This is a genomic window from Streptomyces sp. NBC_01244 (assembly GCF_035987325.1).
In the GTDB taxonomy this organism is placed as follows: Bacteria; Actinomycetota; Actinomycetes; order Streptomycetales; family Streptomycetaceae; genus Streptomyces.
Map to the genome: position 1 here is coordinate 1,377,600 of NZ_CP108488.1, position 23,922 is coordinate 1,401,521.

The window sequence follows — 23,922 nt, forward strand, 5'->3', positions numbered from 1 at the left end:
GTTACATGTCGAGCATGCGGTCGACGATCCGGCGAGCTGCCTGACCGTCGTCCAGGTCGCAGAACTCCGCCCGGAACGCCGCCCTCGCCCGCGCGTACCGCGCGCCCACCGCGTCCGCGTTGCGGACGGCCGCGATCAGGCTCGCCGAGTCCCTGAGCAGCGGGCCCGGGGCCTTCTCCTCCAGGTCGAAGGTGAAGCCGCGGAGCGTGTCCCGGTAGTGCTCCAGGTCGTACGCGAAGAGCAGGACCGGCCGGTCGGTGTGCACGAAGTCGAAGATCGCGGAAGAGTAGTCCGAGATCAGCACGTCGGCGACGAGCAGCAGGTCGGTGGGGTCGGGCCAGCGCGACACGTCGACGACGAACCCGTCGCGGACGCCTTCGCGTACCTGCTCGGTGACCTTGTGGTGGCCCCGGATCAGCAGGACGTGGTCCTCGCCCAGCTCACGGCGCGCCGCGTCCAGGTCGATCCTCAGGTCGAGCTTGTAGCCGGAGGAGACCGACCAGCCCAGACGGTTCTCCCGCCACGTGGGCATGTAGAGGACGACCTTCTTTCCCTCCGGCAGGCCCAGCCGTCGGCGGACCTCCGCGATCCGCCCCGCGTCGGGCCGCACCAGCGCGTCCGTACGCGGGCTGCCGGATTCGATGACCTCGCCGTCGTAGCCCAGGGCCCGCTTCAGGACCGGCGTGGCGTACGAGCCCGGGGAGGCGAGCAGCGACCACTGGGCGCTGTCGTGCTCCAGTGCGTCCAGCACCTCGGGGCTGGTGTAGTAGTCGTGCACGAAGTCGTGGCCGATCTGCTTCAGCGGCGTACCGTGCCACGTCTGCACGACGGTCTGGCCGGGGCGGCGGCGGAAGGCGCGCGGCACGCTGTCGTTGACCACGTAGTACCGGGCCCGCGCGAGCACCTCCCAGTATTCGAGGCTGTCGTACGGGACCGCGCGGGCGGTCTCCGGGACCTCGGCGCGGCCGTCGCGCACCAGCCAGACGTGTTCCAGCTTCTCCTCGCGGCGCAGGAGTTCCTCGTGGACGGCGCGGGGCGAGTCGCCGCCGCCGTGCCCCTGGAAGGCGTCGTAGACCACGATGTCCTTGACCGGGAGGGCCCTCTGCGCCGGGTACGTCACGTCCCGCGCGACCCGCTGCGCGTAGCGCGAGCGGTCGTGCGGGCCGGCCATCGGGTCTGCGACCAGTACGACGCGGTCGTGGAGGCGGCATTCGACGCGTATCCGGCGGCCCCGGGCCGTGACGGCGTGCGGCCCCGAGTGCAGCGCGGTCGGAGAGAACTGCAGGGGGGCGCCCCGGTCGACGGCGGTCAGGCCCGCGGTGCCGCCGCCCCGGGAGACCGGACGCAGCGTGGTCCACCAGCGGCCCTGCGGCAGCGGGGTGCGGCCGGCTCGGCTCTCGGGGAGCACCGGCTCGAAGGAGGCTTCGAAGGCATCGCCGTCACGGGTGACGGGGTAGCTGAACTCCAGGCCGGACGAGGTGTGCAGGACCAGTTCGTAGGGCTCGTCCAGTGGTGCGGCGAAGCGGCCCCGGAGCCTCAGGGAGCCGTCCCCGGCCTCGACCGTGTCGATCAGCGGCGGGGGGAACTGGACCGAGAGGGCGAGGTGTCCGGTGTGGTCGCGCTTGACGTAGAGGGACCGGCCGGGTTCCTGGCCGGGCTCCTCGCCCGGCAGCGCGACGACCAGTCCGGCGAACCCGGCGCGCTCGTCGTGCACCAGCCGGTGCCGCGTGCCGTCGGCTCCGGTCACGGACAGGCTCCACGGCTTCGGCGTCCACTCGCCGAGTGCGCCCGGGACCCCCGGGACGGCGGCCAGATCGGCGAGCGGCAGGCGGACGGTGAAGGGGATCCGGCCGCCCGTGACGGCGGGGGCGGTCTCCAGCGGGAAGCTGAGCACGGTGCCGGTGGAGCCGTACTCCGCACGCAGGGCGGCTCCGGCGCCGACCTCGGCGGCGAGCTCGCCCGACACCTCGACGGCGTCGTCGCCGGCCGGGCGGACGTCCAGGGCGCGGGCACGGACGATCTCGACCCGGACGCTGAATGACCCGGTGGTGCTCGGGACGATCCGCACGTCCGGGGCGACCCAGTGCGCGGGCGGGTTCTGTCCGCTGTCGTGTTCGCCGCCCTTGAGCCGGCCGCGGTACAGGCCTCCGGCTCCGGTGACGAAGACGGAGGTGCCCCATACGCCTTCGTTCCACCGGCCGCCCGTCCGGAAGGCGGTGGGGTCGATGACGGCGGTGAATCCGGCCCAGTCGGCGTGGCGCAGGGCGAGGTGCGCGGAGTTCGCCGTGGCCGTCGGGGAGGCGACCGTACGGGAGGTGACGACGGCCCGGCGGCCCGTGCCCTTCTCGCGCAGGACGAGCAACTTGCGCGAGCCGAGGCGGCTCTCGGCGCCCAGGTGTCCGGGCACGGCGTAGCCGCGCAGCAGCAGTTTGCCGTCGGCCCAGCGGGCTTGCTCCAGGCGGCTGACGACGCGGCGTTCGCTCGGTCCGAGGGTGAGGACGTGGGAGGGGACCGGTGCCTTGAGGAAGGGGTAGGCGGCCTGCGGGCGGGCCAGTCCCCTGACCGGCACGCTGTGGGTGAAGTCGCGCTGGTGCTGGAGGAGGGCGACGAACTCCTCGATCCGGCCCTCCCCGGTGAGGTAGGCCTTGAGCCGGTCCGCGACCGACATGTCGGGCCAGGGCCCGGTGCCGATCTCCCGGACGAGGCCGCCGGCCTCCTTGGCGAAGGCGGCGCGGAAATCGGGGCCCGCCTCGGCAACGTGCTTGTAGATGAGCGGGAGTTCCTCGATCAGCACGTTGCGGTCGTAGTCGCGCAGGTAGTGGGCGTAGGCGGCGCCCTCTTTGCCCTGGAGGGCCTCGCGGACCAGGCGGACGGAGGCGACCCGGTCGATGACCGAGACCGGGTCGGTGGAGCGCTGGGTGATGGAGCGCTCGCCGGTTTCGCGGACGCGCCAGTGGTAGACGCACTCGGCGATGACGTCGACGCTCTTGGCGAAGTAGTGCGCCGGAATGGAGACGGGGGCGTCCTCGTAGAGGATGCCTTCCGGGTACTGGAAGGCGTGCTCGTCCCAGAAGCTGCGCCGGTAGACCTTGTTCCACGCGGTGCGGTCGGTGACCAGCGCCGGGAACTTGGAGATGTGGGTCTTCAGCCGGGTCGCGCCGAAGGCCGCGCGGTGTCCCCAGGACATCTGCATGCCGACGGAGCGGAAGCGCTTGACGTTGCCCGCCGCGAAGTCGGAGCCGGTCTCGTCGAGGGCGTCGACCAGGCGCCGGTAGGCGTCCGGCGGCATGGTGTCGTCGCTGTCGACGAATGCCAGGTACTCGGTGCCCGGGCTGATGTGGCGGGCGCCGGCATTGCGGGCGGCGCCGAGTCCCGCGTTCTTCTGGAGAACCAGCCGGAAGCGGTCGTCACGGTCGGCGAATGCCTGCGCGAGTGCCGCGCTGCCGTCGGTGGATCCGTCGTCGACGAGTACGACCTCGAAGTCACCGAATGTCTGTGCCGCGATGGATTCCAGGCACTCGTCGAGATAGAGCTCGACGTTGTAGACGGGGACGACGATACTCAGGCGCGGAGGCATGGGTGGCGAGTTCTCCAGCTTTATGGCATTGGCGATGATCGGGTGATTGCCGCAGCCTACTGGGTGGCGCGATGCCGAAAATCGGTCGTCTCGGGACATATGTGAGAAGCCGCGGGGCGGGCGGCCATGAGTTCAGCCGCCCGCCACCTCGCCGTCATCGGATCAGACTTCGAGCTCTGCCTCGATCTTCTTCAACTGGTGCCGGGCCATCGCGAGGTTGGCCCGCTTCTTGTCGAGGGCGAGGTAGAGGAAGAGCCCCGCGGAGCCCCGGCCCTTCAGGAGACGGATCAGGTGGTACTGGCTTCCGAGGGTGATGAGGATGTCCTCGATCTCGTCCTTCAGACCGAGCATCTCCATCGTGCGGAGTTTGGCCCGCACCACGTCGGTATTGCCGGCGGCGGCGACCGTGAGGTCGAGGTCCTTTCCGCCGCCGACGGTGCCGAGAGCCATACCGCTGCTGCAATCGACCAGGGCGACGCCGAGCACGCCGTCGATACTGGTGGTGGCTTCCTTGAGCGATGTCTCCACGTTGGCCATGACGTTTTCCTCTTTCTCTTCTGTTTCCCGGGCGCTTTCGGTCAGCGCGGTTCGGTGAATGCGGATCGGTGAATGCGGATCGGTCGGTACGGACGTACGTGGTCGAGGGGGTCAGGAGCCCTGGCCGGCCCCCGGGGCCGGGCCGCGGCGGCCGAGGCTGTGGTCGATCAGCTCGGCTATGCGCAGGCTGGACCGGCGGGCCTCCAGATGGAGGCGGCCGACGTTGACGCGCGGCTCCGCGATCAGGGTCAGCACGGCCGCGTCGCCCGCCGCGTAGGTGGCGACGTAGCCGTCCTCTCCCCGCACGAGCAGCTCACGGAACCCGCCCTGCCCGGTGCAGTCGCTGAGCCGCTGGGCCACTCCGAGGGCCGCGGCGGTCAGGGCGGCCACGGATTCCGCCTCGGTGGCGGCGCTGTCGTGGGCCAGGACCAGGCCGTCGACGCTCGCGGCGAGCGCCCCGCCCAGCTGCGGGACGCGGGCCCGCAGCCGTCGGAGCTCCGCGAGTATCTCGGCCTCGGCTTCGGCGGGCACCGTACTCATGTCGGACCTTCTCCTTTCGGACTGCCTCCGCTCGGAACGGTCGCCGCGCTGGGCGGCTCGCAGCGGGAGCCTCACAGGCTTGCCTCCAGTGCGTCGCGTAACCGGCGCAGCAACGCCACGTCCGGGGACTGCGCCTGCGTCATCCAGTCGGGCAGCGGCGTCTCCGCGGCGGCGGGTGCCGGCGCGTGCGGGGTCTCGACCAGCCCGGCCGCCGCGAGGCGTCGTACGTCGAGCAGGGTGTGGAAGGCCGGCCGGCCCAGCACCCAGGCGAGGTCTGCCGGTGTCCGTACCCCGTCGGCCTGGTCGAGCAGGATCCTTTGGCGTGCGGTGACGGTCTGGCCGGGAGCGGCGGGGCGGGGCACCACCGGGGAGGTGTCCAGCAGGGGGTAGGGCCAGACCGCGTCGAGCAGTTCCCGGCGGCGGCAGGTCTCCCGCTCGACGGCGGCGGCCGGAACGGAGCGGACGGAGCCGATCCAGTGGGTGGCCCCGCGCCGGAAGCGGGAGGGGCCGCTGCCCGGGGAGAGCGCGAAGAAGGCGGCGTCGAAGATCGCGGCGAGGTGGCATATCTCCAGCTCGCCGCCCGCGAGCCCGCCGCTGTCGACGAGGAAGCGGGCGACCTGGCGGCGGGCGCCGGCCTGGTTCACGGCGTCGGTCCAGCGCTCGGGGGTGAGACCCCCGCCGGTGGTGAGCAGGACGTCCAGTCCGGGGGTGGCCGGGCTCTCCGCGTGCACCACGCGGCCGTCCTCCAGGAAGAGCGTGCCGCGCTCGCGGAACAGGGCGCCGGTCGCCCGCTCGGCGGCGAGCCGCGTGAGCAGCGGGGAGACGGCGGCTACGGCGGCGGTCACTTCAGTACCAGCTCCTCGGCCAGGGCCCGGAGTCTGTGCCGGGCGAGGGCGAGGTTGCCGTCGGTCCGGTCGAGCCACAGGTGCAGGAACACGCTGCTGTCGAAGCTGGTCTCGACGAAGCGGAGCACGTGGTAGCCGGTCCGGGTGGTGACGATCAGGTCCTCCACCGGTGGCCCGGCGGCGTCCTGCGCCCCGGTGCCGCCCGGGGCGAAGGACTCGTACTCGGCGGCCGCCCGGGCCAGTTCGGCGGTCTCGGCCGCGGTGGTCTCGTGGTCCCCCACCGGTGACTCCCCGGCGGTGCCGAGGGCCAGTCCGCTGCTCCAGTCGACCAGCGCGGCCCCCCTGGCACCAGGCAGGGCCATGGCTTCGAGCAGGCATTCGTCGATCCCGGGCACGCGGGCTCCCCTCCCGGCCGGACCGTGCGTGGTGCACGGTCGTGCGGCGCGACAGAAGGGAACTTACTCAACTTCCACACTGCGGAAGGGCGTTCTGGCATTTTCCGCTGGAACATGCACGATGGCACGTGACAGCTTGGCCGGAACCCCACCCCTTTTGATCATTACGATGCGAGCGGCAGATCATCCGAGAGCCGGAAGGACCCGCCCTCGCGCTGGACGTAGCCCTCGTGGCTGAGGGTGCGCAGCAGGTGGTACACGGTGGGCAGCGGGATCCCGGTGACCCGGGCCAGGCGCTTGGCGGTCGCCCCGCCCTCCGCGTACATCGCTTCCACGAGCCGCAACGCCCGCTGCACGGAACCGATGAGGGTGGGTGCGGTGGTGGTGGCGGCGCTGCCGCCGTCCGCACTGTCCGCACTGTCCGCGCCGTCCGCACTGTCCTTCTGGCTGTGTTCGGTGCCCATGAGTGGTCCCCCTGCTCCGGTACGAGGCCTGGCAAACCCATCAAAGTCGCTCACCGGTCTCAAAACCAGCGGACTCGCGTAAACCTGAGCATAAGATCAACTAATGCTCGACCCCCGGAAACTGAAGCTCCTCGTCGATGTCGCGCGCACGGGCACCATCGCGGGTGCCGCACTGCGCGCCGACGTCACCGCCTCCGCCGCTTCCCAGCAGCTGTCCGCTCTCGAACGCCAGGCCGGTTGTGCGCTGCTGGAGCGCTCCGGTCGGAGCGTACGCCTGACCGCCGCCGGGCACACCCTGGTATCCCACGCCACCCGCGTGCTCGCCGAGATCGAGGCCGCGGAGGAGGCGCTGCGCGATATCGCGGGGCTGCGCGAGGGCCAGTTGCGGGTCGCCACCTTCGCTTCCGCCGCGGAGCCCTTCACGGTTCCGGCGCTGGCCGCGTTCCGGCGGACCCATCCGGGGCTCGACGTGAGCCTGACCGAGCTCGAACCGGAGCTGGCCCTGCCCTCGCTGGCGGCGGGCAGCCTGGACCTGGCGGTCACCCACCAGTACCCCCACCTCCCGGAGCCTGACCTGCGCGGTCTGCGGCAGGTGCTGCTGCGCCGGGAGAAGCTGGTGCTCGCCGTGCCCCCGCACGCCAGGCCGCCGCTCGACGGGCCGGTCAGGCTCGGCGAGTTCGCCCGTACCGCGTGGGCCTCGACCACGCCCAGCACCGGCTTCCAGGCGGTGACCGAGGGGATCTGCCGGGCAGCCGGCTTCGAACCGGACATCGCCTTCCGCGCCGACAGCTATCCGATGCTGCTCTCCCTGGTGGCCGCCGACTTCGCGGTGGCGCTGGTGCCGCAGAGCGCGGCGGACCGGCGCGCGGAGATCTCCTTCCACGACATCGCCGAACCGGCCCATCTCGTACGGGACATCTACGCGACCGTCCGGACCGGGGACCGCAACCCGGCGACCGAGTCGATGATCCGGCACCTGGCACGGCAGCTCGGCGGCTGATCCTCCCGGCCCGGGCCGGCCGGGTGACGGCCGTCGACTACGGCGGGCCGTCAGATGCGGGCCGGTGTCCAGCCCTCGATGTGCCAGGGTGCGCCGACGGTCAGCGCGTGCGGGGCGCCGGAGACGGTGAGGCAGGCCTCGCGCGGCGTGCCCTGCTCGAAGGTGAGCCGCAGGGAGCCGTTGCCGGCGACCTCGGCCGTGTTGATCCGGCACAGGGCCAGTTCGCCGAGGAGCGCCAGCGGATGACCGGGAAGCATGCTGCCCGGGCTGGCGGAGACCCGGACGTCACCGTCGGCGGCGATGCCGACCCGGACCGAGCCGAAGAGCGGCTGCTCCAGCCGCCAGGGGGCATCGATGACGATGCGGGCTTCCGCGTCGGTCAGCTCGTCGTGGACGGTGAGGAAGGGCGAGGCCCGGCGGCGCTCTCCCGTCTCCAGGACGAGGGTGCCCTCGAGGTCCACGGGCAGCGGCGCCTCCCCGCTCGTGACGGGGAACGGACCGCTGTCCACCCGCAGGCACGCCGGGTCCAGACAGTCGGGCACCGGATCCACCACGGGACCCGGCAGCGGGGGCCGGTCGGTCACCTCGCCCCACAGCGCGGGGACGGCGCGGCGCAGCACCACGTCCGTGACCTCGTCGGCGACGCGGGCGGCGGTGCGCTCGTCGGTGATGCTCCACCAGTGGTCGTGCGGATGGCCGAGGAGGCGTCCGATCCTGGCGTGCCAGCCGACGGGACCGACGCGGTTGGCGCTGAGCCGGGTCCCGAGGGCCGGCCGCAGCCGCCGCAGGGCCTCGTGTTCCTCGTACGGGACCGCGCGCAGGTTCACGGTGAACCTGCACTCGGCGGCCCCGGACGAAGCGCTCCGCTGGAAGCCGAGCAGCGCGTGGTCGGGTTCGGCGGCGCGGAGCCGGTACTCCAGTCCCGTTCCGGAGAAACCCGCGTCGCGCAGTGCCGGGGCGATCCGCTCGCGCAGCGTCTGGTGGAACAAATCGGTCGCGTTCACTCCCGTAGTGTCACAAGCCGCACCCTCCCCGACCAAAACCGTCCGTCCCCGGTTCCTACTGCGTGCAGGTCACGAAGGCCGGCAGCTGGGTCTCCTCGACGAGGCGCCGGGGCAGGGACAGCGCGAAGCGGTGTTCCAGTACGGCGAGGGTGAGGCGGTCGCGTTCCCCGTCCGGTTCGCCCTCGGGGCGGGCGTAGCAGCCGTCGGGGGTGAGGATCTTGGCCTCGACCAGTTCCGGCAGGAGGAAATCGGGCCGGTGGCCGCCGCGCCAGTGTTCCTCGCCGATGCCGAAGCAGCAGACCAGCTCGCCGTCCCGGGCGTACGCGAACTGCTTGGGCGGGTGATCGGGCTGCGGGTCGAGGTGTACGGCCTCGACGCCGGAGCGGGAGACCTCCGCGAGGCGCTGCGCCCCGGCGGGCACTCCGTGTTCCACGGCGAAGGACCAGCCGCCCCAGCTACCGACCCGGGCCACCCCGTCGCCGTCCACCGTCTCGGTGACCATGCTCCACGCGTCGATGGCGCCGAGCGGCCCGGGGTGCAGGTCCGGCAGGGCGCCGAGCCGGGCGGCCAGTTCCTCGGGGCCGATGCCCCGGGCGAAGGTGAGGCTGACGTACCAGGCGTTCCAGTCCGCGAGCCACTGGATGCCGCCGTCGCAGGCGCGGGCGCCCTCGCCCGTGCCCTGCCCCGTGATGTCCGCCATTGCCACGGTTCCTCCCGCGATCCCGCGATGCGAGCCGGTCCTGCCGGTCCGGCCGGTCCCGCCGGAACCAGCCCTACCGGCACGATAGTCAGTCGGCGGGTCCCTCCGGGAGGAGGCGCTTGACCATCGTGTCGATGAGCCCCTCGACTCCGTGGGGGGACTGGGGATCCAGCAGTCCGGGCACGGTCAGGTCGTCCACGATCAGACCGAGCATGGCCAGGTAGATCAGGACCACGCCCTGCCGGTCCCCCGGCAGCCCCGCCTCCAGGTGCCAGGCGATGTTCGCCTCCAGTTCGGCGCCCTGGAACCCGGCCAGTGCCTCCTGGAGTTCGGGCCGGCGGGTGGCCTCCAGGCGCAGTTCCAGCATCGCGGTGTGGACGCTGCGCTCGCGGCGCATCCGTTCCAGGAGCCGGCGCAGCAGCACCTTCGTGTCGAACGGGCCCGTCAGGTCCGCCGGGTCGGGGGTCAGCCGCTCGCGGGTGCGGTGCAGGATCTGCACGAGGAGCTGGGCGCGGTTGGCGAAGTAGTTGGAGGAGGTGCCGGTCGGAACCCCGGCCTCCGTGTCCACGGCGCGCAGGGTCAGCCCCCGTGAGCCCTCGCGGGCGAGGACTTCGATGGCGGCGTCGAGCAGCGCGGCGCGGCGCTCGGGGTTCTGGCGCATGGGTGGGGTCCCTGACCGTGTGGGCGCGGCTGCCGGTATGACCGCCGCATATGCACTGCACGTGCAGTGCTTCGGACACGCTAGCGGACACCGCCTCGTCGCGGCCCTCCCCAGCGCCCCCTCCGACGTGCCACCCTGCCCGTCATGGAGCGGATCATCGGGGAGATACGCGAGGACCTGGACCGCCGGATCGCCGTGGCCGCCGAGCGGCTCGCGGACCGGTCACCGGCCGAGGATCCGGCCTGCGCGGTCTACGTCGCCCTGCTCGGCCGGGCCGCCCTGCGCGAGCGGGTCCACCACTTGCTCCGCCAGGCCGTCGACGGACTGGTCCGCGAGGCCCGCGGCCTGCCGCCCGAGCTCGGCGAGGCCCGCGCCGACGGCGAACTGCGCGCCCGGCAGGGCCTGCCGCTCGACTCCCTGCTGCGGGTGTACCGGGTCTGCGGCCGGCTGCTGTGGCAGGTCCTGACGGAGGCCGTCGCCGCCCGGGACCGGGCGGCGCTGCCCCAGCTGCTGCCCGGGGCGCCCGCCCTGTGGGACGTGGTCGACCGGATGGCGGACGCGGCTGCCGAGTCCTACCGCCGGGCCGAGGCCGTACGCGGCGACCGCGAGCGGGAGCTGCGGGGGGCCCTGCTCGACGCCCTGTTCGACGGCGGCGGGCCGGCGGGCCGGTCCGCCGAGGCTGCGCGGCGGCTCGGGCTGCCGGAGCGCGGGCGGTTCGCCGTGGTGGTCCTCGACGCCGGGGACGGCGCGTGGGCGACCCCGCAGGGCGGCGCCCCGCGCGTGCTGTGGCGGATCCGGGCCGACGGGGAGACCGGCCTCGTGGAGCTGGGCCGGCTGCCGCTCGCCTCCGTGACCGATCTGCTCGCACCCCTGGGCTTACGGGCCGGGGTGAGCCCGGTGGTGGAGACGCCGGGCGAGCTGGCCGGGGCCCGCCGGCTGGCCGTCCTCGCGCTGTGCGCGGCGCCGGGAGCCGACGGTCCGCACACCGCCCTGCTGGACGAACGGCTCCCGGCGGCGCTGGTCGCGGCCGAGCCCGAACTCGCGGGCCGACTGCGCCAGGTGGTGCTGGGTCCGGTCCTGGCGCTGGCCGCGGAGGACCGCAGGGTGCTGCTGACCACCCTGGGGACCTGGCTGACCTGCCGCGGCTCGACCACGTACGCCGCCCAGCGGCTGTACTGCCACCGCAACACCGTCTCGAACCGGCTGCGCCGCCTGGAGCAGCTCACCGGCCGCTCGCTGGCCGATCCCGCACACGTCGTGGAGCTGGCGCTGGCCCATACGGCGGTCACCCAGCGCCCGGCCGGGTCCCCGCCTCCTCCTGCCGCTCCCCCGGCTCCCCCTTCTCCGCCGGCCGCGCGGACTCCAGCAGGTACGGCACGTCGATCACCGCGACCCCGGGCGTGAACAGCAGGCGCGCCTTGAGCCGCAGCGCGTTCTGGTTGTGCAGGGGCTGTTCCCACCAGTGCCCGACCACGTACTCGGGGATGACCACGGAGAGCATGTCCGTCCCTTCCGCGGCCGCCTGTTCCTGGACGTAGGCCAGTACGGGCCCGACCACTTCGCGGTACGGGGAGTGCAGCACCTTGAGCGGGATGCCCGGGTCGTGGTCCGCCCAGTCCGATCGCAGCCGGTTCGCGCTCTCCTCGTCGGCGGCCACCGAGACGGCCGTCAGGGTGTCGGGGCGCAGCCCCATGGCGAACCCGAGGGCCTTGAGCGTGGGCGCGTGCACGGAGGCGACGAGGACGACGACGTGGTGGCGGGCGGGCTTGCGGGGCTTGACCCCGGGGGCGACGGCGAGTTCCCGCGCCACGGTGTCGTAGTGGCGGCGTACGCCCTTCATGCCGATGAAGAGCAGCGGCATGGCGATGACGACGAGCCAGGCTCCGTGGGTGAATTTGGTGATCAGGACGATGACCAGGACCACGAAGGTCATGGTGGCGCCGACGGCGTTGATGGCGAGCCGGCGGTGGATGTGGATCCGCTCCTCCTTGCGGGTCTCGGGGGAGGCGAGCTCCTGCCGCCAGTGCCGGACCATGCCCGCCTGGGAGAGGGTGAAGGAGACGAAGACGCCGATGATGTAGAGCTGGATGAGGCGGGTCAGCTGGGCGTCGAAGGCGACGATGAGGCCGATGGCGGCGAGCGCCAGCAGGACGACGCCGTTGGAGTAGACGAGCCGGTCACCGCGGTTGAAGAGCTGGCGGGGTACGTACCGGTCCTTGGCCAGGATCGAGGCCAGCATCGGGAAGCCGTTGAAGGCGGTGTTGGCGGCGAGGACCAGGACGCCGGCCGTGACGGCCTGGAGCAGGTAGAAGAGGAAGTGCCAGTCTCCGAAGGTGGCCCGGCCGATCTGCGCGAGCGCGGTGGACATCGGGGTTCCGGGGGCCAGGCCCAGCTCGGTCGGGTCCGCCGCCACGTGCACCTTGTAGCTCATGGCGAGGATGGTGATCCCGGCGAACATGGTGACGGCGAGCACGCCCATCGCGGCCAGGGTGGTCGCCGCGTTCTTGCTCTTCGGCTTCTGGAAGGCGGGGACGCCGTTGCTGATGGCTTCGACGCCCGTGAGCGCGGTACAGCCGGAGGCGAAGGCGCGCAGGGCGAGGAGCACCACCGCGAGGCCGGCGTAGTTGCCCTCGGCGGTGATCGGCAGTTCGGCGGATTCGGCGCGGATCGTGTCGCCGGTCGCGAGCCGGTAGGCGGCCACCGCGAACATCAGGTAGATGACGAGGACGAAGCCGTAGGTGGGGATGGCGAAGACCCGGCCCGATTCCCGTACGCCGCGCAGGTTCATGAGGGTCAGCAGCACCACGAAACCCACCGACAGGGGGACTTCGTGGTCGGAGAGGGAGGGGATGGCGGAGGTGATCGCGGCGACGCCGGAGACCACGGAGACGGCGACCGTCATGACGTAGTCGACGAGCAGGGCGCTCGCGGCGGTGAGGGCGGCGGTCTGGCCGAGGTTCTTGGAGCTGACGATGTAGGCGCCGCCGCCGCCCGGGTAGGCGTAGCAGGTCTGCCGGTAGGAGGCGACGACGACCACGAGCAGGAACACGATGGCGGCGGCCGCGTACCAGGCGAGGTGGAGCAGCGCGACCCCGCCGAGGGCGAGGATCAGCAGGATCTCCTCGGTGGCGTAGGCCACGGAGGAGAGCGGGTCGCTGCAGAAGATCGGGAGTGCGAGCCGCTTGGGCAGCAGGGTCTCGCCCAGGCGCGCGGTGTCGAGCGGTTCGCCGACCAGCACACGTTTCGCATTGATACGCCTCATTCAGGCATGATCAGCCAAATCTGCGATGATTCGTCCCATATCAACCTTGTGTCATGGAGTGAACCGCCTACATCTTCGCCGCCGCGCTGCGGATCGCCTCCCGGATGCGGAAGTACGTGCCGCAGCGGCAGATGTTGGCGATCGCGTCGATGTCCTCGTCCGTGGGCGTGCTCGTCCGCTTCAGCAGGGCGACGGCCGCCATGATCTGGCCGGGCTGGCAGAAGCCGCACTGGGCGACGTCCTGTTCGAGCCAGGCCTCCTGCACCGGGTGCAGGTCCTCGCCGTCGGCCAGCCCCTCGATCGTGGTCACCGTCTTGCCCGCGCACGCGGAGACCGGCACCACGCACGGGCGGACGTCCACTCCGTCGAGGTGACTGGTGCAGGCCTTGCAGACGTCCACTCCGCAGCCGTACTTCGGGCCGCGCACGCCCAGCATGTCGCGGAGCACCCACAGCAGGGGCAGATCGTCGGGCGCGTCCACGGTGACGCTCTGCCCGTTGACGGTGAAGGTGTGCGAGGGCACGGCTCGGCTCCTGGAGTCGGTCGTCTAGCGCGGGTAAGGGGTGAAGTCGACGTCGAAGTCGAGGGGGAAGCTGCGCGGCTTGGTGCCGGTGGCCCGGGCGTAGGCGTTGGCGATCGCGCCCACGGCAGCGGGCAGGCCCAGCTCGCCGGCCCCGCCCGGCTCGGTTCCGGTCGCCGGGAGCACGAAGACGCGTACGTCCCTCGGGGTGTCGCGCTGCTGCGCCCAGTGGAACTGGCTGTAACTGCCTTCCAGCGGGAGCCCCTTGTCCAGGTGCAGGCCGGCCTTGAGCGTGGTGGAGATCGCGTCGGTCAGGCCGCCGATCATCTGGGCCTCCAGACCGCGCGGGTTGACGGGCAGGCCCACGTCGACGGCGATGACCGCCTTCGTGACGCGGATGTGCTCCGGGTCCCTGGTGTCGATCTCGACCAGGCAGGCCGTCCGGGACTTGTACTCCTCGTGGAAGGCGATGCCCTGGGCGCAGCCGGCCGGCATGGCCCGGCCCCAGCCCCCTTCCGTGGCCGCCTTGTCCAGTACGGCGCGCTGGGCGGCCGTCTTCAGGAAGGTCCGGCGGAACTGGTACGGGTCCCGGCCGGTCGCGGCGGCCAGCTCGTCCACCACGATCTCCTCGGCCCCGCGTGTGTTCGCCGAGTACACCGAGCGCCAGGACCCGGTGGGCACTCCGGTCGGGACCTCTGTGAGCGCCTGGGTGGTGAGCCCGAAGTGGTACGGGGACTTGATCGTGGTGAGGAACAGCGTCTGGGCGAGGGTGGCGTTGCCGATGCCGAGCGGAAGGCTCGCGGCCGTGGCGGTGATGATCTCGCCGAGGCCGTGCCGGAAGTCGGTCTCCGCGGCGGCGACCCGGTGTTCGAAGCTGAGCACCTCGCCCAGCAGGTGCGTCGCCCGGATCTTGTGGTGGGTGGCCGGGCGCATCCGGCCGTGCCGGGTGTCGTCCACCCGGGTCCACATCAGCCGGACCGGACGGCGGCAGGCCTTGGAGATCCGGGCCGCTTCCAGCGCGGCGTCGAAGAACAGCCGCCGGCCGAAGGAACCTCCGGCCTGCACCACGTGGACGGTGACCTTGTCGAGGGGCAGGCCGAGGTCGGCGGCTATCGTCTCGCGGGCCACGATCGGCGATTTGAGCCCGGACCAGATCTCGGCGCGGTCCTCGCGCACGTCGGCGACGGCCGAGTTGGTCTCCATCGGCGCGTGGCTGACGAAGGCGAAGTCGAACTCGGCGTCCACGTGCGCGGTGAGCAGCGGCGGCACGAGCAGCGGCGGGGTGGCGGCGCGCAGCTTCGTCCGCACGGCCGCGTCCGAGAGCTGGTCGGCCGGGCCCGGGCCCCACGTGACCTGGAGGGCGGCCTTGGCGTCGAGGGCCTGGCCGAAGGTCTCGGCGACGACGGCGACCCCGGTGGCGACGGTGACCACGTGCAGCACGCCGGGCATGGCCCGGACGGCGGCCAGGTTGGCGACGGAACGGACGCTGCCGCCGAAGGTGGGCGGGCGGCGGACCACGCAGGGCTTGGCCCCGGGCACGTCCAGGTCGAGGGTGTAGCGCTGGGCCCCGGTGACCATGGCGCGGGCGTCGATCCGGCTGGTGGGCTTGCCGACCAGGGAGTGCTTCGCCGCCGGCTTGGGAGTGGCGCCGAGGACGATCAGGGCGGGGTTCGCGGCGGCCGCGGCGAGGGAGCCGTAGGAGGCGGTGCGGCCGTCGGGGGCGCGGACGACGCCGTTCGCCGTGGTCAGGGTGGACGCCGGGAGGCTCCAGCGCACGGCGGCGGCCGCGACCAGCCGGGCCCGGGCGGTGGCGGCGCACTGGCGGACCGGGCCGTAGAGGGAGCGGATGGAGTTGGAGGATCCCGTGAGCTGGTTGAAGAGCAGCTCGGGGCGCGCGTCGTCCAGTTCGACCCGTACGGCGGCCAGCGGGGCGTCCAGTTCCTCGGCGACGAGCATCGCCACGGCGGTGGTGAGTCCCTGCCCGACCTCCTCGCGCGGCAGCCGGAAACGGATCGTTCCGTCGGCCTCCACGACGAGCGCGAGCAGAGCGGAGGTGGGGGCCCCGGCCAGGATGAACAGGTCGCCGAGGTCCACCAGGTCGGCCGGGGCGGGCAGGGTCGGGATCACGGCGTGCGCGGGCTGCGGGGCGAGGAGGTCGGCGCCGGCGCGCGTGACGAGGGCGAGGGTCGGAGCGGCGACCAGATAGGTGAGGAAGGAACGCCGGGTCTGCCCGTCGGTCGGCGCGTGGCTCTGCCCGGTCATGTCGTTGTCCCCACCCTGCGCGGCTCGCTCCAGCGAGCCTCCCGGCTCATTACCGGCACGTAGAGTAGCGATCAGGGGGTGTGGTGGGAAGTCCGGATCACATCCCGGGGGAAATATCGGACATGCCGTCAGCCGGGGCGCGGGGTCCTTCGTTCGGGGGGTACCGGCCCGGTCGTGTTGATCCGGGTCCCGCGTTGTCTTTCGCCGGCACGGCGCCGGGCGGGCCTCGTACACCTCGGCCGTACGATCGATCGCCCTCGCCCGGAAGGCCGGTTTCCGGCCGCGGGCGACACGGGCCGCCGCCGCTCCCAAGCACCCCCGGCGGAGGCGGTCCGGCGCATCCACGAGCGCACGGGGCAAGCCCGACGACGATTCGCCCGCTACGGGTCACCGTCCGACAGCCCGGGAACGGCAGGGGAACGCCGGGGGGACGACGAGGGCCGACAGGGTGTGCGCGCCGGCCCCGCCGGCGCGGGCTGACTGGATTCGTTCGCACGCTCCAGAGGGGCCGGAAGGCCTCGGGCATATGCCTGAGGTAAGTCCGCCACAGATGTTGCCAAACGCCTTACAGGCCGTCGCTGGCTGTGCAACAGTCGTAACCGGCCCTTCCTTCAGAACCGGTCCCTCCTCAGACTTGGCCGTGCCGCGCCTGTATCGGAGTTCAGATGCCGTCCCACCTGTACGCGGACCGCCCCGCGCAACCCCCCGAGCCAGGGTCGGTGGACGCGCTGATCTCGCAGACCCGACAGCTCCGGGGAGAAGTCGACGCCGTCCGCCGCGACACCGTCGTCGACGACGACGACGCGCAGGGCCGCTGGCAGCGCGCACTGTGCGATCTCGCCGTCCACCACCTCGACGACCTCCGCGCGCACCTCGGCCAGCTCAAGGAGGGGCTGCCTCCCGCCTCCCCCGAGTCGGCCGCACTGCCGCAGGCCGCCCCCGAGACGGGGGTCGAGGCACAGCAGACCAGGGTCGGCAGTGCCGAGTGGAACCTGCTGACCGATGAGGTCAGTTGGTCCGACGAACTCTTCCAGATCTTCGGCCGCTCCCCCGAGGCCGGTGCGCTGCCCCTCGACGAGCTGGGTTCCACCCTGTTCTCCGAGGACCAGCCGCTGCTGACCGCGATGGTGACGGCCTGCCTGGTGGACGGCAAGCCGATAGACGGCGAGTTCCGCATCGTCCGGGCCGACGGCCGCGTACGGACGCTGCACATGAGGGGCGAGCCGGTACTCGACTCCGACGGTTGCACGGCCTCCATGTGGGCCGTGCTGCGGGATGTGAGTGAACTGCGCCGGAGCCAGCGGGCGGTGCGCGAGTCCAGGGACTCGCTGCAGCGCCGGCAGGAGATCGCGCAGACCGAGCGCCGGCTGGCGGTCGAGCTGCAGGAAGCCGTGCTCCCCCCGTGGCGCGGCTCCCTGCGGTTCCCGCACGACAACACCAGGGCGCTGGACGTCGCGGCGCACTATCTGCCCTCCGCGACCAGCGCGCTCATCGGCGGGGACTGGTACGACGCGCTCGAACTCCCCGGCGGACACTCGATGCTGACGGTGGGTGACCTCACCGGGCACGGAGTGACCGCGACCTCCGGCATGGCGATGATGCTCGGCGCCCTGCGCGGGATGGCCATGGCCGGCATCGAACCGGGCCCGCTGATGGGCTGGCTCAACCAGCTCCTGGAGACCTCCGTCCAGCCCGCGCTGGGATCCGCCGTGTGCTGCCGCTACGATCCCGCACGCCGGGTGCTGTCCTGGGCCCAGGCCGGCCACCCCGCCCCCCTGCTGTTCCGGCGCGGCCAGGGCCGTTCCCTGCTGCCGCCCGAGGGCGTCCTGCTGGGAGCGACCTCCGGAGCCGCGTACGGCCAGGCCGAGGAGCGGCTGGAAGTCGGCGACGTGCTCGTCCTGCACACCGACGGACTGACGCCGCGCAGCATCGAGTTCAGCAAGGCCGACGGGACCGAGCGGCTGCTGGCGCTGGCACCGCACTTCTCCGCCGCCCGGTCCGCGCAGGACTGCGTGCGCCTGGTGATCGGGGAGTTCGGCGAGGGCGAGCGCGAGGACGACGCCTGCGTACTGGTGGCCCGGATCGGCTCGTAGCGAGGGACGGACCGCGGGCTTCGGTCCGCGACCTGTCGTCTGCTACCTGCGGTCTGCGGGATTCGGTCCGCGGGCGATTCGCGGGACTCAGGGCCGCGCCGGAAGGCGCGGCCTTTCCGTCCTCGGCCCCCGGCGGCCACCGGTCTCAGACCGACCGTGCCACGGGGCTGTTCGGAAGGGCCAGCTTGATCTCCTCGCGGAGCTCCTCGATGCCGGCGAACCCGGAGTACTGACCGGTCAGCCGGTACATCTCGCGCAGCCGGTCCCATGTCCGGTGCGAGGAGGTCTCGTTCATCGAGACCAGCGCCAGGCGGGCGTAACGGTCGGCCTGTTCGGGGTCGTCGGCGATGAAGCAGGCGGACGCCATCGAGATGTAGTCGAAGATCTTCGAGCGCTGGTGGCCGTCGGCCCGCAGCCGCAGGGCCTCCTTCGCGTGCTGCTGCGCGATGGTCGCCGCCGACGGGTCGTGGTCGGCGAGGGTCCGGAAGGCCAGCGCCTGCATGCCGTGCAGATCGGCCTCGTCGAAGTGCTGCATCCAGGACGGCGCCGGCACGTCTCCCGAGGTGGACACGAACAGGTCCTCGGCCTCACCCAGGGTGCGGCGCATGGCCTGCCCCTTGCCGAGCGCGGCCTGCGCCCAGGCCTCGATGGTGTGGAGCATGGCGCGGGTCCGGGGCAGGGTCTGCTCGCCGGAGCCGGACTGTGCCAGCTTCATCAGGTCGAGGGCCTCGTTCGGCTTGCCCAGGTGGACCATCTGACGGGCCGCGCGGGAGAGCGCCTCACCCGCGCGCGGCCGGTCGCCGCCCTCGCGGGCCGCGTGCGCGGCGATGACGAAGTACTTCTGCGCGGTGGGCTCCAGGCCCACGTCGTGGGACATCCAGCCCGCCAGGACCGCCAGGTTGGCCGCCACCCCCCAGAGTCTGCGCTGGAGGTGGTCGGGGTGGTGGTACGCGAGCATGCCGCCCACCTCGTTGAGCTGGCCGACCACGGCCTTGCGCTGTAGGCCGCCGCCTCTGGAGGCGTCCCAGGCGCGGAAGACGTCCACCGAACGCTCCAGGGCCTCGATCTCCTGGGAGCCGATGGGCGCGGCCTCGTAGCGGTCGTAGCCCGCCGAGTCGGCCTGGAAGGCGTCGGCGTGGCGCTGCACGTCCTTCGCGCGGGTGGGGTCGGTGTGGAGCCAGTCGTGCATGGCGTTGCCGATGGCTGAGCCGGCGGTGAGCGCGGCACCCGCGCTCATCAGACCGCGACGGTTGAGCATGAGGTCCATTCCCGTGAATTCGGTGAGGACCGCGGCTGTGCGTTCGGGCGCCCAGGGCATTCCGTCGGGGTTCTCCTGCTCCCCGTCCGGTTGCCGTTTGGCGGTGCGCCGTTGTCGTACGAACCCGAGGTCCTCGATGGTCACGACACGACCGAGCCGCTCGGTGAACAGTGCTGCCAGTACCGTGGGCACCGGTTCGCGCGGGGTTTCCCCCATGTCGATCCAGCGCCGCACCCGCGAGGTGTCGGTGGCCAACTGGTGGTGGCCCATCGAGGCCGCCTGCCGGTTGACCATCCTCGCCAGTTCGCCCTTCGACCAGCCGGCCAGGCCGAACAGGTCGTTCAGACGGGTGTTTGGACCTTTGCTCACGTCAAGCCCCCAGGTTCTCGGCTGAGTTGACAGTAACCCCCCGTCAGATGCCGAGCGACTATTCGCCAGGGTTCGCCAGGGCACGCAATGTGGTCCGCCACCCACGCCCGGGTGTCAGGTAGGAATGCGCCTCCCCGACCCGGTCACCGGCGGAACTCCCCAGGGTGATGCACGGGATCCGGCGGGGCGGCGTACGCAACTCGTCGGCGCACGAAGGGATCCGTAACGCCATGTACGCAGCCACGTCCTCCGTGTCCGCCCCGGTCCGGCCGCACCGCACGCTCCCCGCGGGCGGCGGCCCCTACCTCGAACCCGGCCGCCCCGCGGCCTCGGCGCAGGGCGCCGTCCGGGCGCGGCGGATGCCGGGAACCGGATCGCAGCCGCTCAGCGGGAGAATCGACCTGTCGGGCCCCCAGGGGGCGCAGTTGCGCACCGCGCTCGCCTCCGTGCAGCGCATCTGTCCGGAGTTCGCCCCGGTGCAGGTACTGCGGCGCAGCGGCCGGTCGGTCCTGCTGGTGGGAACCACCGGACGGATGACGGCCGTCGCGAAGGTATTACTGGATCACTCGCCCGAGTGGCGCGAGCGGTACCGGCACGAAATAGCGACGTACCGGACGTTCGTCCGGCACCGCCCGCAGGTCCGGGTGCCGCGGCTCATCGCCGCCGATCCGGAGAACTGCGTACTGATCGTCGAGCGGATGGCCGGCCGGGTCGCCGCGCTCCAGCGGCATCCGGTGGAGGCCCCGCCGCGTGCCGACCTGAGGGCGGCGCTGGGAGCGGTGCGCCAGGTGAACGGCTGGCAGCCCGCGGACGAGCTGTTCGGGCGGCCGCTGGACTACGACCGGCGGATCGCCCGGGACTACCAGCTCGGCCTGCTGACCGACCGTGACTTCGGCGATCTGCAGAAGCTGCTGCACGGCGTGAAGATGTCGGGCAACCCCTGGCAGTTCAACCACGGCGACGCGCTGCTGTCGAACCTGCTGCTGTCCCCGACGGGTCCCGTGCTCCTCGACTGGGAGCACGCGGGCTGGTACCGGCCGGGCTACGACCTGGCCACCCTGTGGACGGTACTGGGCGACGCCCCGGCCGCACGCGCCCAGATCAGCCGCCTGGCACAGGTGGCCGGACCGGCCGCGCGGGACGCGTTCCTGGTCAACCTGATGCTGGTGCTGACCCGGGAGATCCGGATGTCGGAGACGGCCGTGCAGCGCTCGATGCTGGCGACCGCCCCGACTCAGGCGCCGCCTGCCGGCTGCCTGTCCTCGGGCGAGGAGCAGCGCCTGCTGCTGCGCCGCCTGCACGACGACGCGGGCATGGCCCGCAGGGCGGTCCGCGCGGCGGTGGGCACGCGCTGACCCTCGTCGCGCCGCCCGCTGGTCCCGTAGTCCCGCGGCTCGTCCGGCCGCGGGACTACGGCGTGTTGCACACTGGTGTTCGCCCCGGCGGCACGCCGGGGCGAACAGGGGAGGAAAACCATGCGCATACGCAATCTGGCGGCCGCCGTCGCTCTGACGGCAGGGCTCGCGGCAGCCGGTACCGGGACGGCGGCGGCAGCAGCGGCAGCGGCAGCGGACGAATCCGCGCAGCTGATCGCGGGCCCCACCCCGTACGCCAACTACGCCCCGGCGGGCGACGGGGACGGGGCCGTCCTCGCGGCGGACTTCACGGCCGACCGGTGACATGACCCGGGCCCGACGGCCCGGCCCCCGAGATCCCGTGGTGCGCACATCCGGTGCGTACACCACGGGATTTCCCATGTCCGCTCCGGATGGGCGACCGGCGCGTATGCCTTGACTTCACATGATCCCCCGAACACCTTTTCTGACTCAGCATCAGAATGCTGGATCCATCCCCTCCCCCCTCTCCGCTGGAGCCCGCCCATGACCGCGAGAACCGTCTCCGCAGCGAGTCCCGAACCAAGCGATGCCCTCCCCTCCCGCCGGACGGTCCTCGCCGGGACCGGCGCCGGGGTGCTCGCCGCCACCGTGCTGCCGGCTGCCGTCGCGCACGCCGCGGACGGGCCCGCACTCGGCGAGTACGACGTCGTCGTGGTCGGCTCCGGAGCAGCCGGAATGACCGCCGCGCTCACCGCGGCCAAGCGGGGCCTGAGCGTGCTCGTGGTCGAGAAGGCCCCGACCTTCGGCGGTTCGGCCGCCCGGTCGGGCGCCGGGATCTGGCTGCCCAACAACTCGGTGATCCTGGGCGCGGGCGTCCCGGACACCCCGGCGAAGGCCGCGCAGTACCTCTCGGCCGTCGTCGGCAACGGCTCCTCCGCGGACCGGCAGGCGGCCTTCCTCTCCAACGGGCCCCGGATGCTGGACTTCGTGATGGCCAACAGCCCGCTGCGCTTCCGTTTCATGGACGGCTACAGCGACTACTACCCCAACCTCCCCGGCGGGCTCCCGAACGGCCGCTCCATCGAGCCGGACCAGATCGACGGGAACATCCTCGGCGCCGAACTGGCCCACCTGAACCCGGCGTACATGCCCGTGCCGGCCGGAATGGTGGTGTTCAGCCAGGACTACAAGTGGCTCAACCTCGCCGCCGTGAGCGCCAAGGGGCTGGCGGTGTCCACCGAGTGCCTGGCGCGCGGTACGGCGGCCGCGCTGTGCGGGCAGAAGCCGCTGACCATGGGCCAGGCCCTGGCGACCGGCCTGCGGGCCGGGCTGCTGCGGGCCGGGGTCCCGGTGTGGCTGAACAGCCCGCTCGTCGACCTGGTCCAGGAGGGCGGCGCGGTCACCGGCGTCGTGGTGGAGAAGGCGGGCGTACGGGGCGTGGTGCGGGCCCGCAAGGGCGTGGTCATCGGCTCGGGCGGCTTCGAACACAACGCGGAGATGCGGGCGCAGTACCAGCAGCAGCCGATCGGCACCCAGTGGTCGGTCGGCGCGAAGGAGAACACGGGCGACGGGATCCGGGCCGGCCAACGGGCCGGTGCGGCACTGGCGTTGATGGACGACGCCTGGTGGGGTCCCTCGATCCCGCTCCCGAACGAACCGTACTTCTGCCTGGCCGAACGCACCCTGCCCGGCGGCCTGATGGTCAACGCGAAGGGCGCACGCTTCGTCAACGAGGCCGCCCCGTACAGCGATGTGGTGCACGTGATGTACGAGAAGGACCGGGGCGCGACCGGTTCGCACATTCCGGCCTGGCTGATCGTGGATCAGAACTACCGCAACAAGTACCTGTTCAAGGACATCCTGCCGACGATCGTCTTCCCGGACTCCTGGTACCAGGCGGGCGCCGCGAAGAAGGCGTGGACCTGGGACGCGCTGGCCAACCAGATCGGGGTGCCGGCGGCCGCCCTGCGCTCCACCCTCAACCGGTTCAACCTCCAGGCGTGGAACGGCACCGACCCCGACTTCCACCGGGGCGACACCGCCTACGACCACTACTACACGGATCCGGGCGTGACCCCGAACTCCTGCCTGGCCCCGATCTGGGCGCCGCCGTTCTACGCCTTCAAGATCGTGCCGGGTGACCTGGGCACGAAGGGCGGCATCGTCACGGACGCGCGGGCCCGCGCGCTGCGCGCGGACGGATCCGTGATCCGCGGCCTGTGGGCGGCGGGCAACGCGAGTGCGGCCGTGATGGGGCACAGCTACGCGGGAGCCGGGTCGACGATCGGTCCCGCGATGACGTTCGGCTACGTGGCCGCCAACGACATCGCGGACGCGTGAGCGCCGCACGCCCGCAGGCGCGGCTGCGGGCCGACCCCGCCGGCTAGCCCTGCTGGAAGAGCTCGGCCGGGAGCGGCTTCAGCAGCGCGTAGAGGTCGTCCGTGATCGGCCGGTCCCAGCTCGCGATGGTGACCAGCACGTTGTCACTGCGGTCGAACTGCACGCAGCTGATCCGGCTCTCGGAGAGCTTGACCTTCCGGACGATGAGGAGGTTGTCGCCCTGCATGACGGGGCAGTCCTCGGCACCGGTGACCTCGACGTCCTCGTCGTTCTCGAGGGCGTCGAGGAGCTGGGCCACCTCGAAGGGGACCTGGCCCTCGGAGAGGTCGCGCGCGGGGGAACCCTCGGGAAGGTTTCCGATGATCATTGCGGGGCCGCGTCCGCCGAACAGGTCGTAGCGGAGAAAGACACCCTGGCAGCTGCCGTCGGGTGCGGGCAGCAGCCCGGCCCCGAGATTGCCCGGCCAGTCCCCCGGGTCCATGGCCAGGACGTCGAAGTCCGGGCCGGCGGGTGTGGCGGCGCGGTGGCGGCGGAGGAAGGACATGCCGCCATGGTACGTGCCCCGCCGCGTTTCCCGGCCCTCCACCCCCTGACCCGGGGCCCGGCCCCCGGCCCCGAAGCCGGCTGTCCCGCTGCACGGGGCGAAGCCCCCGCATCGCCCCTCGCCGCTGCGCGGGTCAAAGTCCCCGCAGCACCCTTTGCCGCTGCGCGGGTCAAAGTCCCCGCAGCACCCTTTGCCGCTGCGCGGGTCAAAGTCC

The 23,922-nt window shown here is 72.3% G+C and carries 19 protein-coding genes and 1 pseudogene; 6 read left to right on the forward strand and 14 right to left on the reverse strand.

The genetic code is table 11. The features are described from left to right. Position 1: 1 nt before the first annotated feature. From OG247_RS05880 to OG247_RS05905, 6 genes and pseudogenes are all read right to left on the reverse strand, one after another. Positions 2 to 3,577, reverse strand: a complete 3,576-nt coding sequence (locus tag OG247_RS05880; RefSeq protein WP_327251208.1) for a bifunctional glycosyltransferase/CDP-glycerol:glycerophosphate glycerophosphotransferase — start codon at positions 3,575 to 3,577, stop codon at positions 2 to 4. A gap of 162 nt (positions 3,578 to 3,739) precedes the next feature. Further along, entirely contained in the window at positions 3,740 to 4,114 is a 375-nt protein-coding gene (locus tag OG247_RS05885; RefSeq protein ID WP_327251209.1) for a hypothetical protein, read from the reverse strand. A gap of 111 nt (positions 4,115 to 4,225) precedes the next feature. Then, a complete protein-coding gene (locus tag OG247_RS05890) occupies positions 4,226 to 4,654 on the reverse strand; it encodes a roadblock/LC7 domain-containing protein (protein WP_327251210.1) in 429 nt (142 codons plus the stop codon). A 71-nt stretch (positions 4,655 to 4,725) separates the two neighbouring features. Then, on the reverse strand, positions 4,726 to 5,499 hold the full coding sequence (locus OG247_RS05895; protein WP_327251211.1) for a transcriptional regulator: 774 nt from the start codon (positions 5,497 to 5,499) through the stop codon (positions 4,726 to 4,728). Continuing rightward, positions 5,496 to 5,894 carry a hypothetical protein gene (locus OG247_RS05900; RefSeq protein ID WP_327251212.1) on the reverse strand — a complete coding sequence of 133 codons (399 nt, stop codon included), beginning with the start codon at positions 5,892 to 5,894 and terminating at the stop codon, positions 5,496 to 5,498. The genes OG247_RS05895 and OG247_RS05900 overlap by 4 nt, the downstream gene beginning before the upstream one ends. 197 nt (positions 5,895 to 6,091) lie before the next feature. Beyond that, positions 6,092 to 6,259 (reverse strand): annotated as a pseudogene (locus OG247_RS05905) (helix-turn-helix domain-containing protein); the annotation flags it as partial. Positions 6,260 to 6,461: 202 nt separating this feature from the next. On the opposite strand from OG247_RS05905, the gene OG247_RS05910 reads away from it, so the two are divergent. Beyond that, positions 6,462 to 7,358, forward strand: coding sequence for a LysR family transcriptional regulator (locus OG247_RS05910; RefSeq protein ID WP_327251213.1), 897 nt, complete (start codon positions 6,462 to 6,464; stop codon positions 7,356 to 7,358). 50 nt (positions 7,359 to 7,408) lie between these two features. On the opposite strand, the gene OG247_RS05915 is transcribed toward OG247_RS05910, so the two are convergent. The 3 genes from OG247_RS05915 to OG247_RS05925 all read right to left on the reverse strand — a co-directional run bounded on the left by OG247_RS05915 (position 7,409) and on the right by OG247_RS05925 (position 9,723). Then, entirely contained in the window at positions 7,409 to 8,362 is a 954-nt protein-coding gene (locus OG247_RS05915; RefSeq protein ID WP_327251214.1) for a DUF4304 domain-containing protein, read from the reverse strand. A gap of 55 nt (positions 8,363 to 8,417) precedes the next feature. After that, positions 8,418 to 9,062, reverse strand: coding sequence for a DUF6461 domain-containing protein (locus OG247_RS05920; RefSeq protein ID WP_327251215.1), 645 nt, complete (start codon positions 9,060 to 9,062; stop codon positions 8,418 to 8,420). 88 nt (positions 9,063 to 9,150) lie between these two features. After that, positions 9,151 to 9,723: a TetR/AcrR family transcriptional regulator gene (locus tag OG247_RS05925; protein ID WP_327251216.1), complete on the reverse strand. Its 573-nt coding sequence runs from the start codon at positions 9,721 to 9,723 to the stop codon at positions 9,151 to 9,153. A gap of 144 nt (positions 9,724 to 9,867) precedes the next feature. On the opposite strand from OG247_RS05925, the gene OG247_RS05930 reads away from it, so the two are divergent. Further along, on the forward strand, positions 9,868 to 11,127 hold the full coding sequence (locus tag OG247_RS05930; RefSeq protein WP_327251217.1) for a helix-turn-helix domain-containing protein: 1,260 nt from the start codon (positions 9,868 to 9,870) through the stop codon (positions 11,125 to 11,127). Here OG247_RS05930 and OG247_RS05935 read toward each other — a convergent pair. The 3 genes from OG247_RS05935 to OG247_RS05945 all read right to left on the reverse strand — a co-directional run bounded on the left by OG247_RS05935 (position 11,009) and on the right by OG247_RS05945 (position 15,767). Continuing rightward, entirely contained in the window at positions 11,009 to 12,985 is a 1,977-nt protein-coding gene (locus tag OG247_RS05935) for an APC family permease (protein ID WP_327251218.1), read from the reverse strand. The genes OG247_RS05930 and OG247_RS05935 overlap by 119 nt on opposite strands. A 67-nt stretch (positions 12,986 to 13,052) precedes the next feature. Further along, the gene (locus tag OG247_RS05940; RefSeq protein WP_327251219.1) at positions 13,053 to 13,508 is read right to left on the reverse strand and encodes a (2Fe-2S)-binding protein; all 456 of its coding nucleotides are present in this window, start codon (positions 13,506 to 13,508) and stop codon (positions 13,053 to 13,055) included. A 24-nt stretch (positions 13,509 to 13,532) separates the two neighbouring features. Continuing rightward, positions 13,533 to 15,767: a xanthine dehydrogenase family protein molybdopterin-binding subunit gene (locus tag OG247_RS05945; RefSeq protein WP_327251220.1), complete on the reverse strand. Its 2,235-nt coding sequence runs from the start codon at positions 15,765 to 15,767 to the stop codon at positions 13,533 to 13,535. 665 nt (positions 15,768 to 16,432) lie between these two features. On the opposite strand from OG247_RS05945, the gene OG247_RS05950 reads away from it, so the two are divergent. Next, the gene (locus OG247_RS05950) at positions 16,433 to 17,860 is read left to right on the forward strand and encodes a PP2C family protein-serine/threonine phosphatase (RefSeq protein ID WP_327251221.1); all 1,428 of its coding nucleotides are present in this window, start codon (positions 16,433 to 16,435) and stop codon (positions 17,858 to 17,860) included. 145 nt (positions 17,861 to 18,005) lie between these two features. On the opposite strand, the gene OG247_RS05955 is transcribed toward OG247_RS05950, so the two are convergent. Then, positions 18,006 to 19,487 carry a DNA-binding protein NsdB gene (locus tag OG247_RS05955; protein ID WP_327251222.1) on the reverse strand — a complete coding sequence of 494 codons (1,482 nt, stop codon included), beginning with the start codon at positions 19,485 to 19,487 and terminating at the stop codon, positions 18,006 to 18,008. 230 nt (positions 19,488 to 19,717) lie between these two features. On the opposite strand from OG247_RS05955, the gene OG247_RS05960 reads away from it, so the two are divergent. The 3 genes from OG247_RS05960 to kstD all read left to right on the forward strand — a co-directional run bounded on the left by OG247_RS05960 (position 19,718) and on the right by kstD (position 23,164). Continuing rightward, a complete protein-coding gene (locus tag OG247_RS05960) occupies positions 19,718 to 20,842 on the forward strand; it encodes an aminoglycoside phosphotransferase family protein (RefSeq protein ID WP_327251223.1) in 1,125 nt (374 codons plus the stop codon). Positions 20,843 to 20,962: 120 nt separating this feature from the next. Then, positions 20,963 to 21,166, forward strand: coding sequence for a hypothetical protein (locus OG247_RS05965; RefSeq protein WP_327251224.1), 204 nt, complete (start codon positions 20,963 to 20,965; stop codon positions 21,164 to 21,166). 201 nt (positions 21,167 to 21,367) lie between these two features. Beyond that, positions 21,368 to 23,164, forward strand: a complete 1,797-nt coding sequence (gene kstD / locus OG247_RS05970) for a 3-oxosteroid 1-dehydrogenase (protein ID WP_327251225.1) — start codon at positions 21,368 to 21,370, stop codon at positions 23,162 to 23,164. A gap of 43 nt (positions 23,165 to 23,207) precedes the next feature. On the opposite strand, the gene OG247_RS05975 is transcribed toward kstD, so the two are convergent. Next, positions 23,208 to 23,708, reverse strand: coding sequence for a hypothetical protein (locus tag OG247_RS05975; RefSeq protein ID WP_266911468.1), 501 nt, complete (start codon positions 23,706 to 23,708; stop codon positions 23,208 to 23,210). Between the last annotated feature and the right edge of the window lie 214 nt (positions 23,709 to 23,922).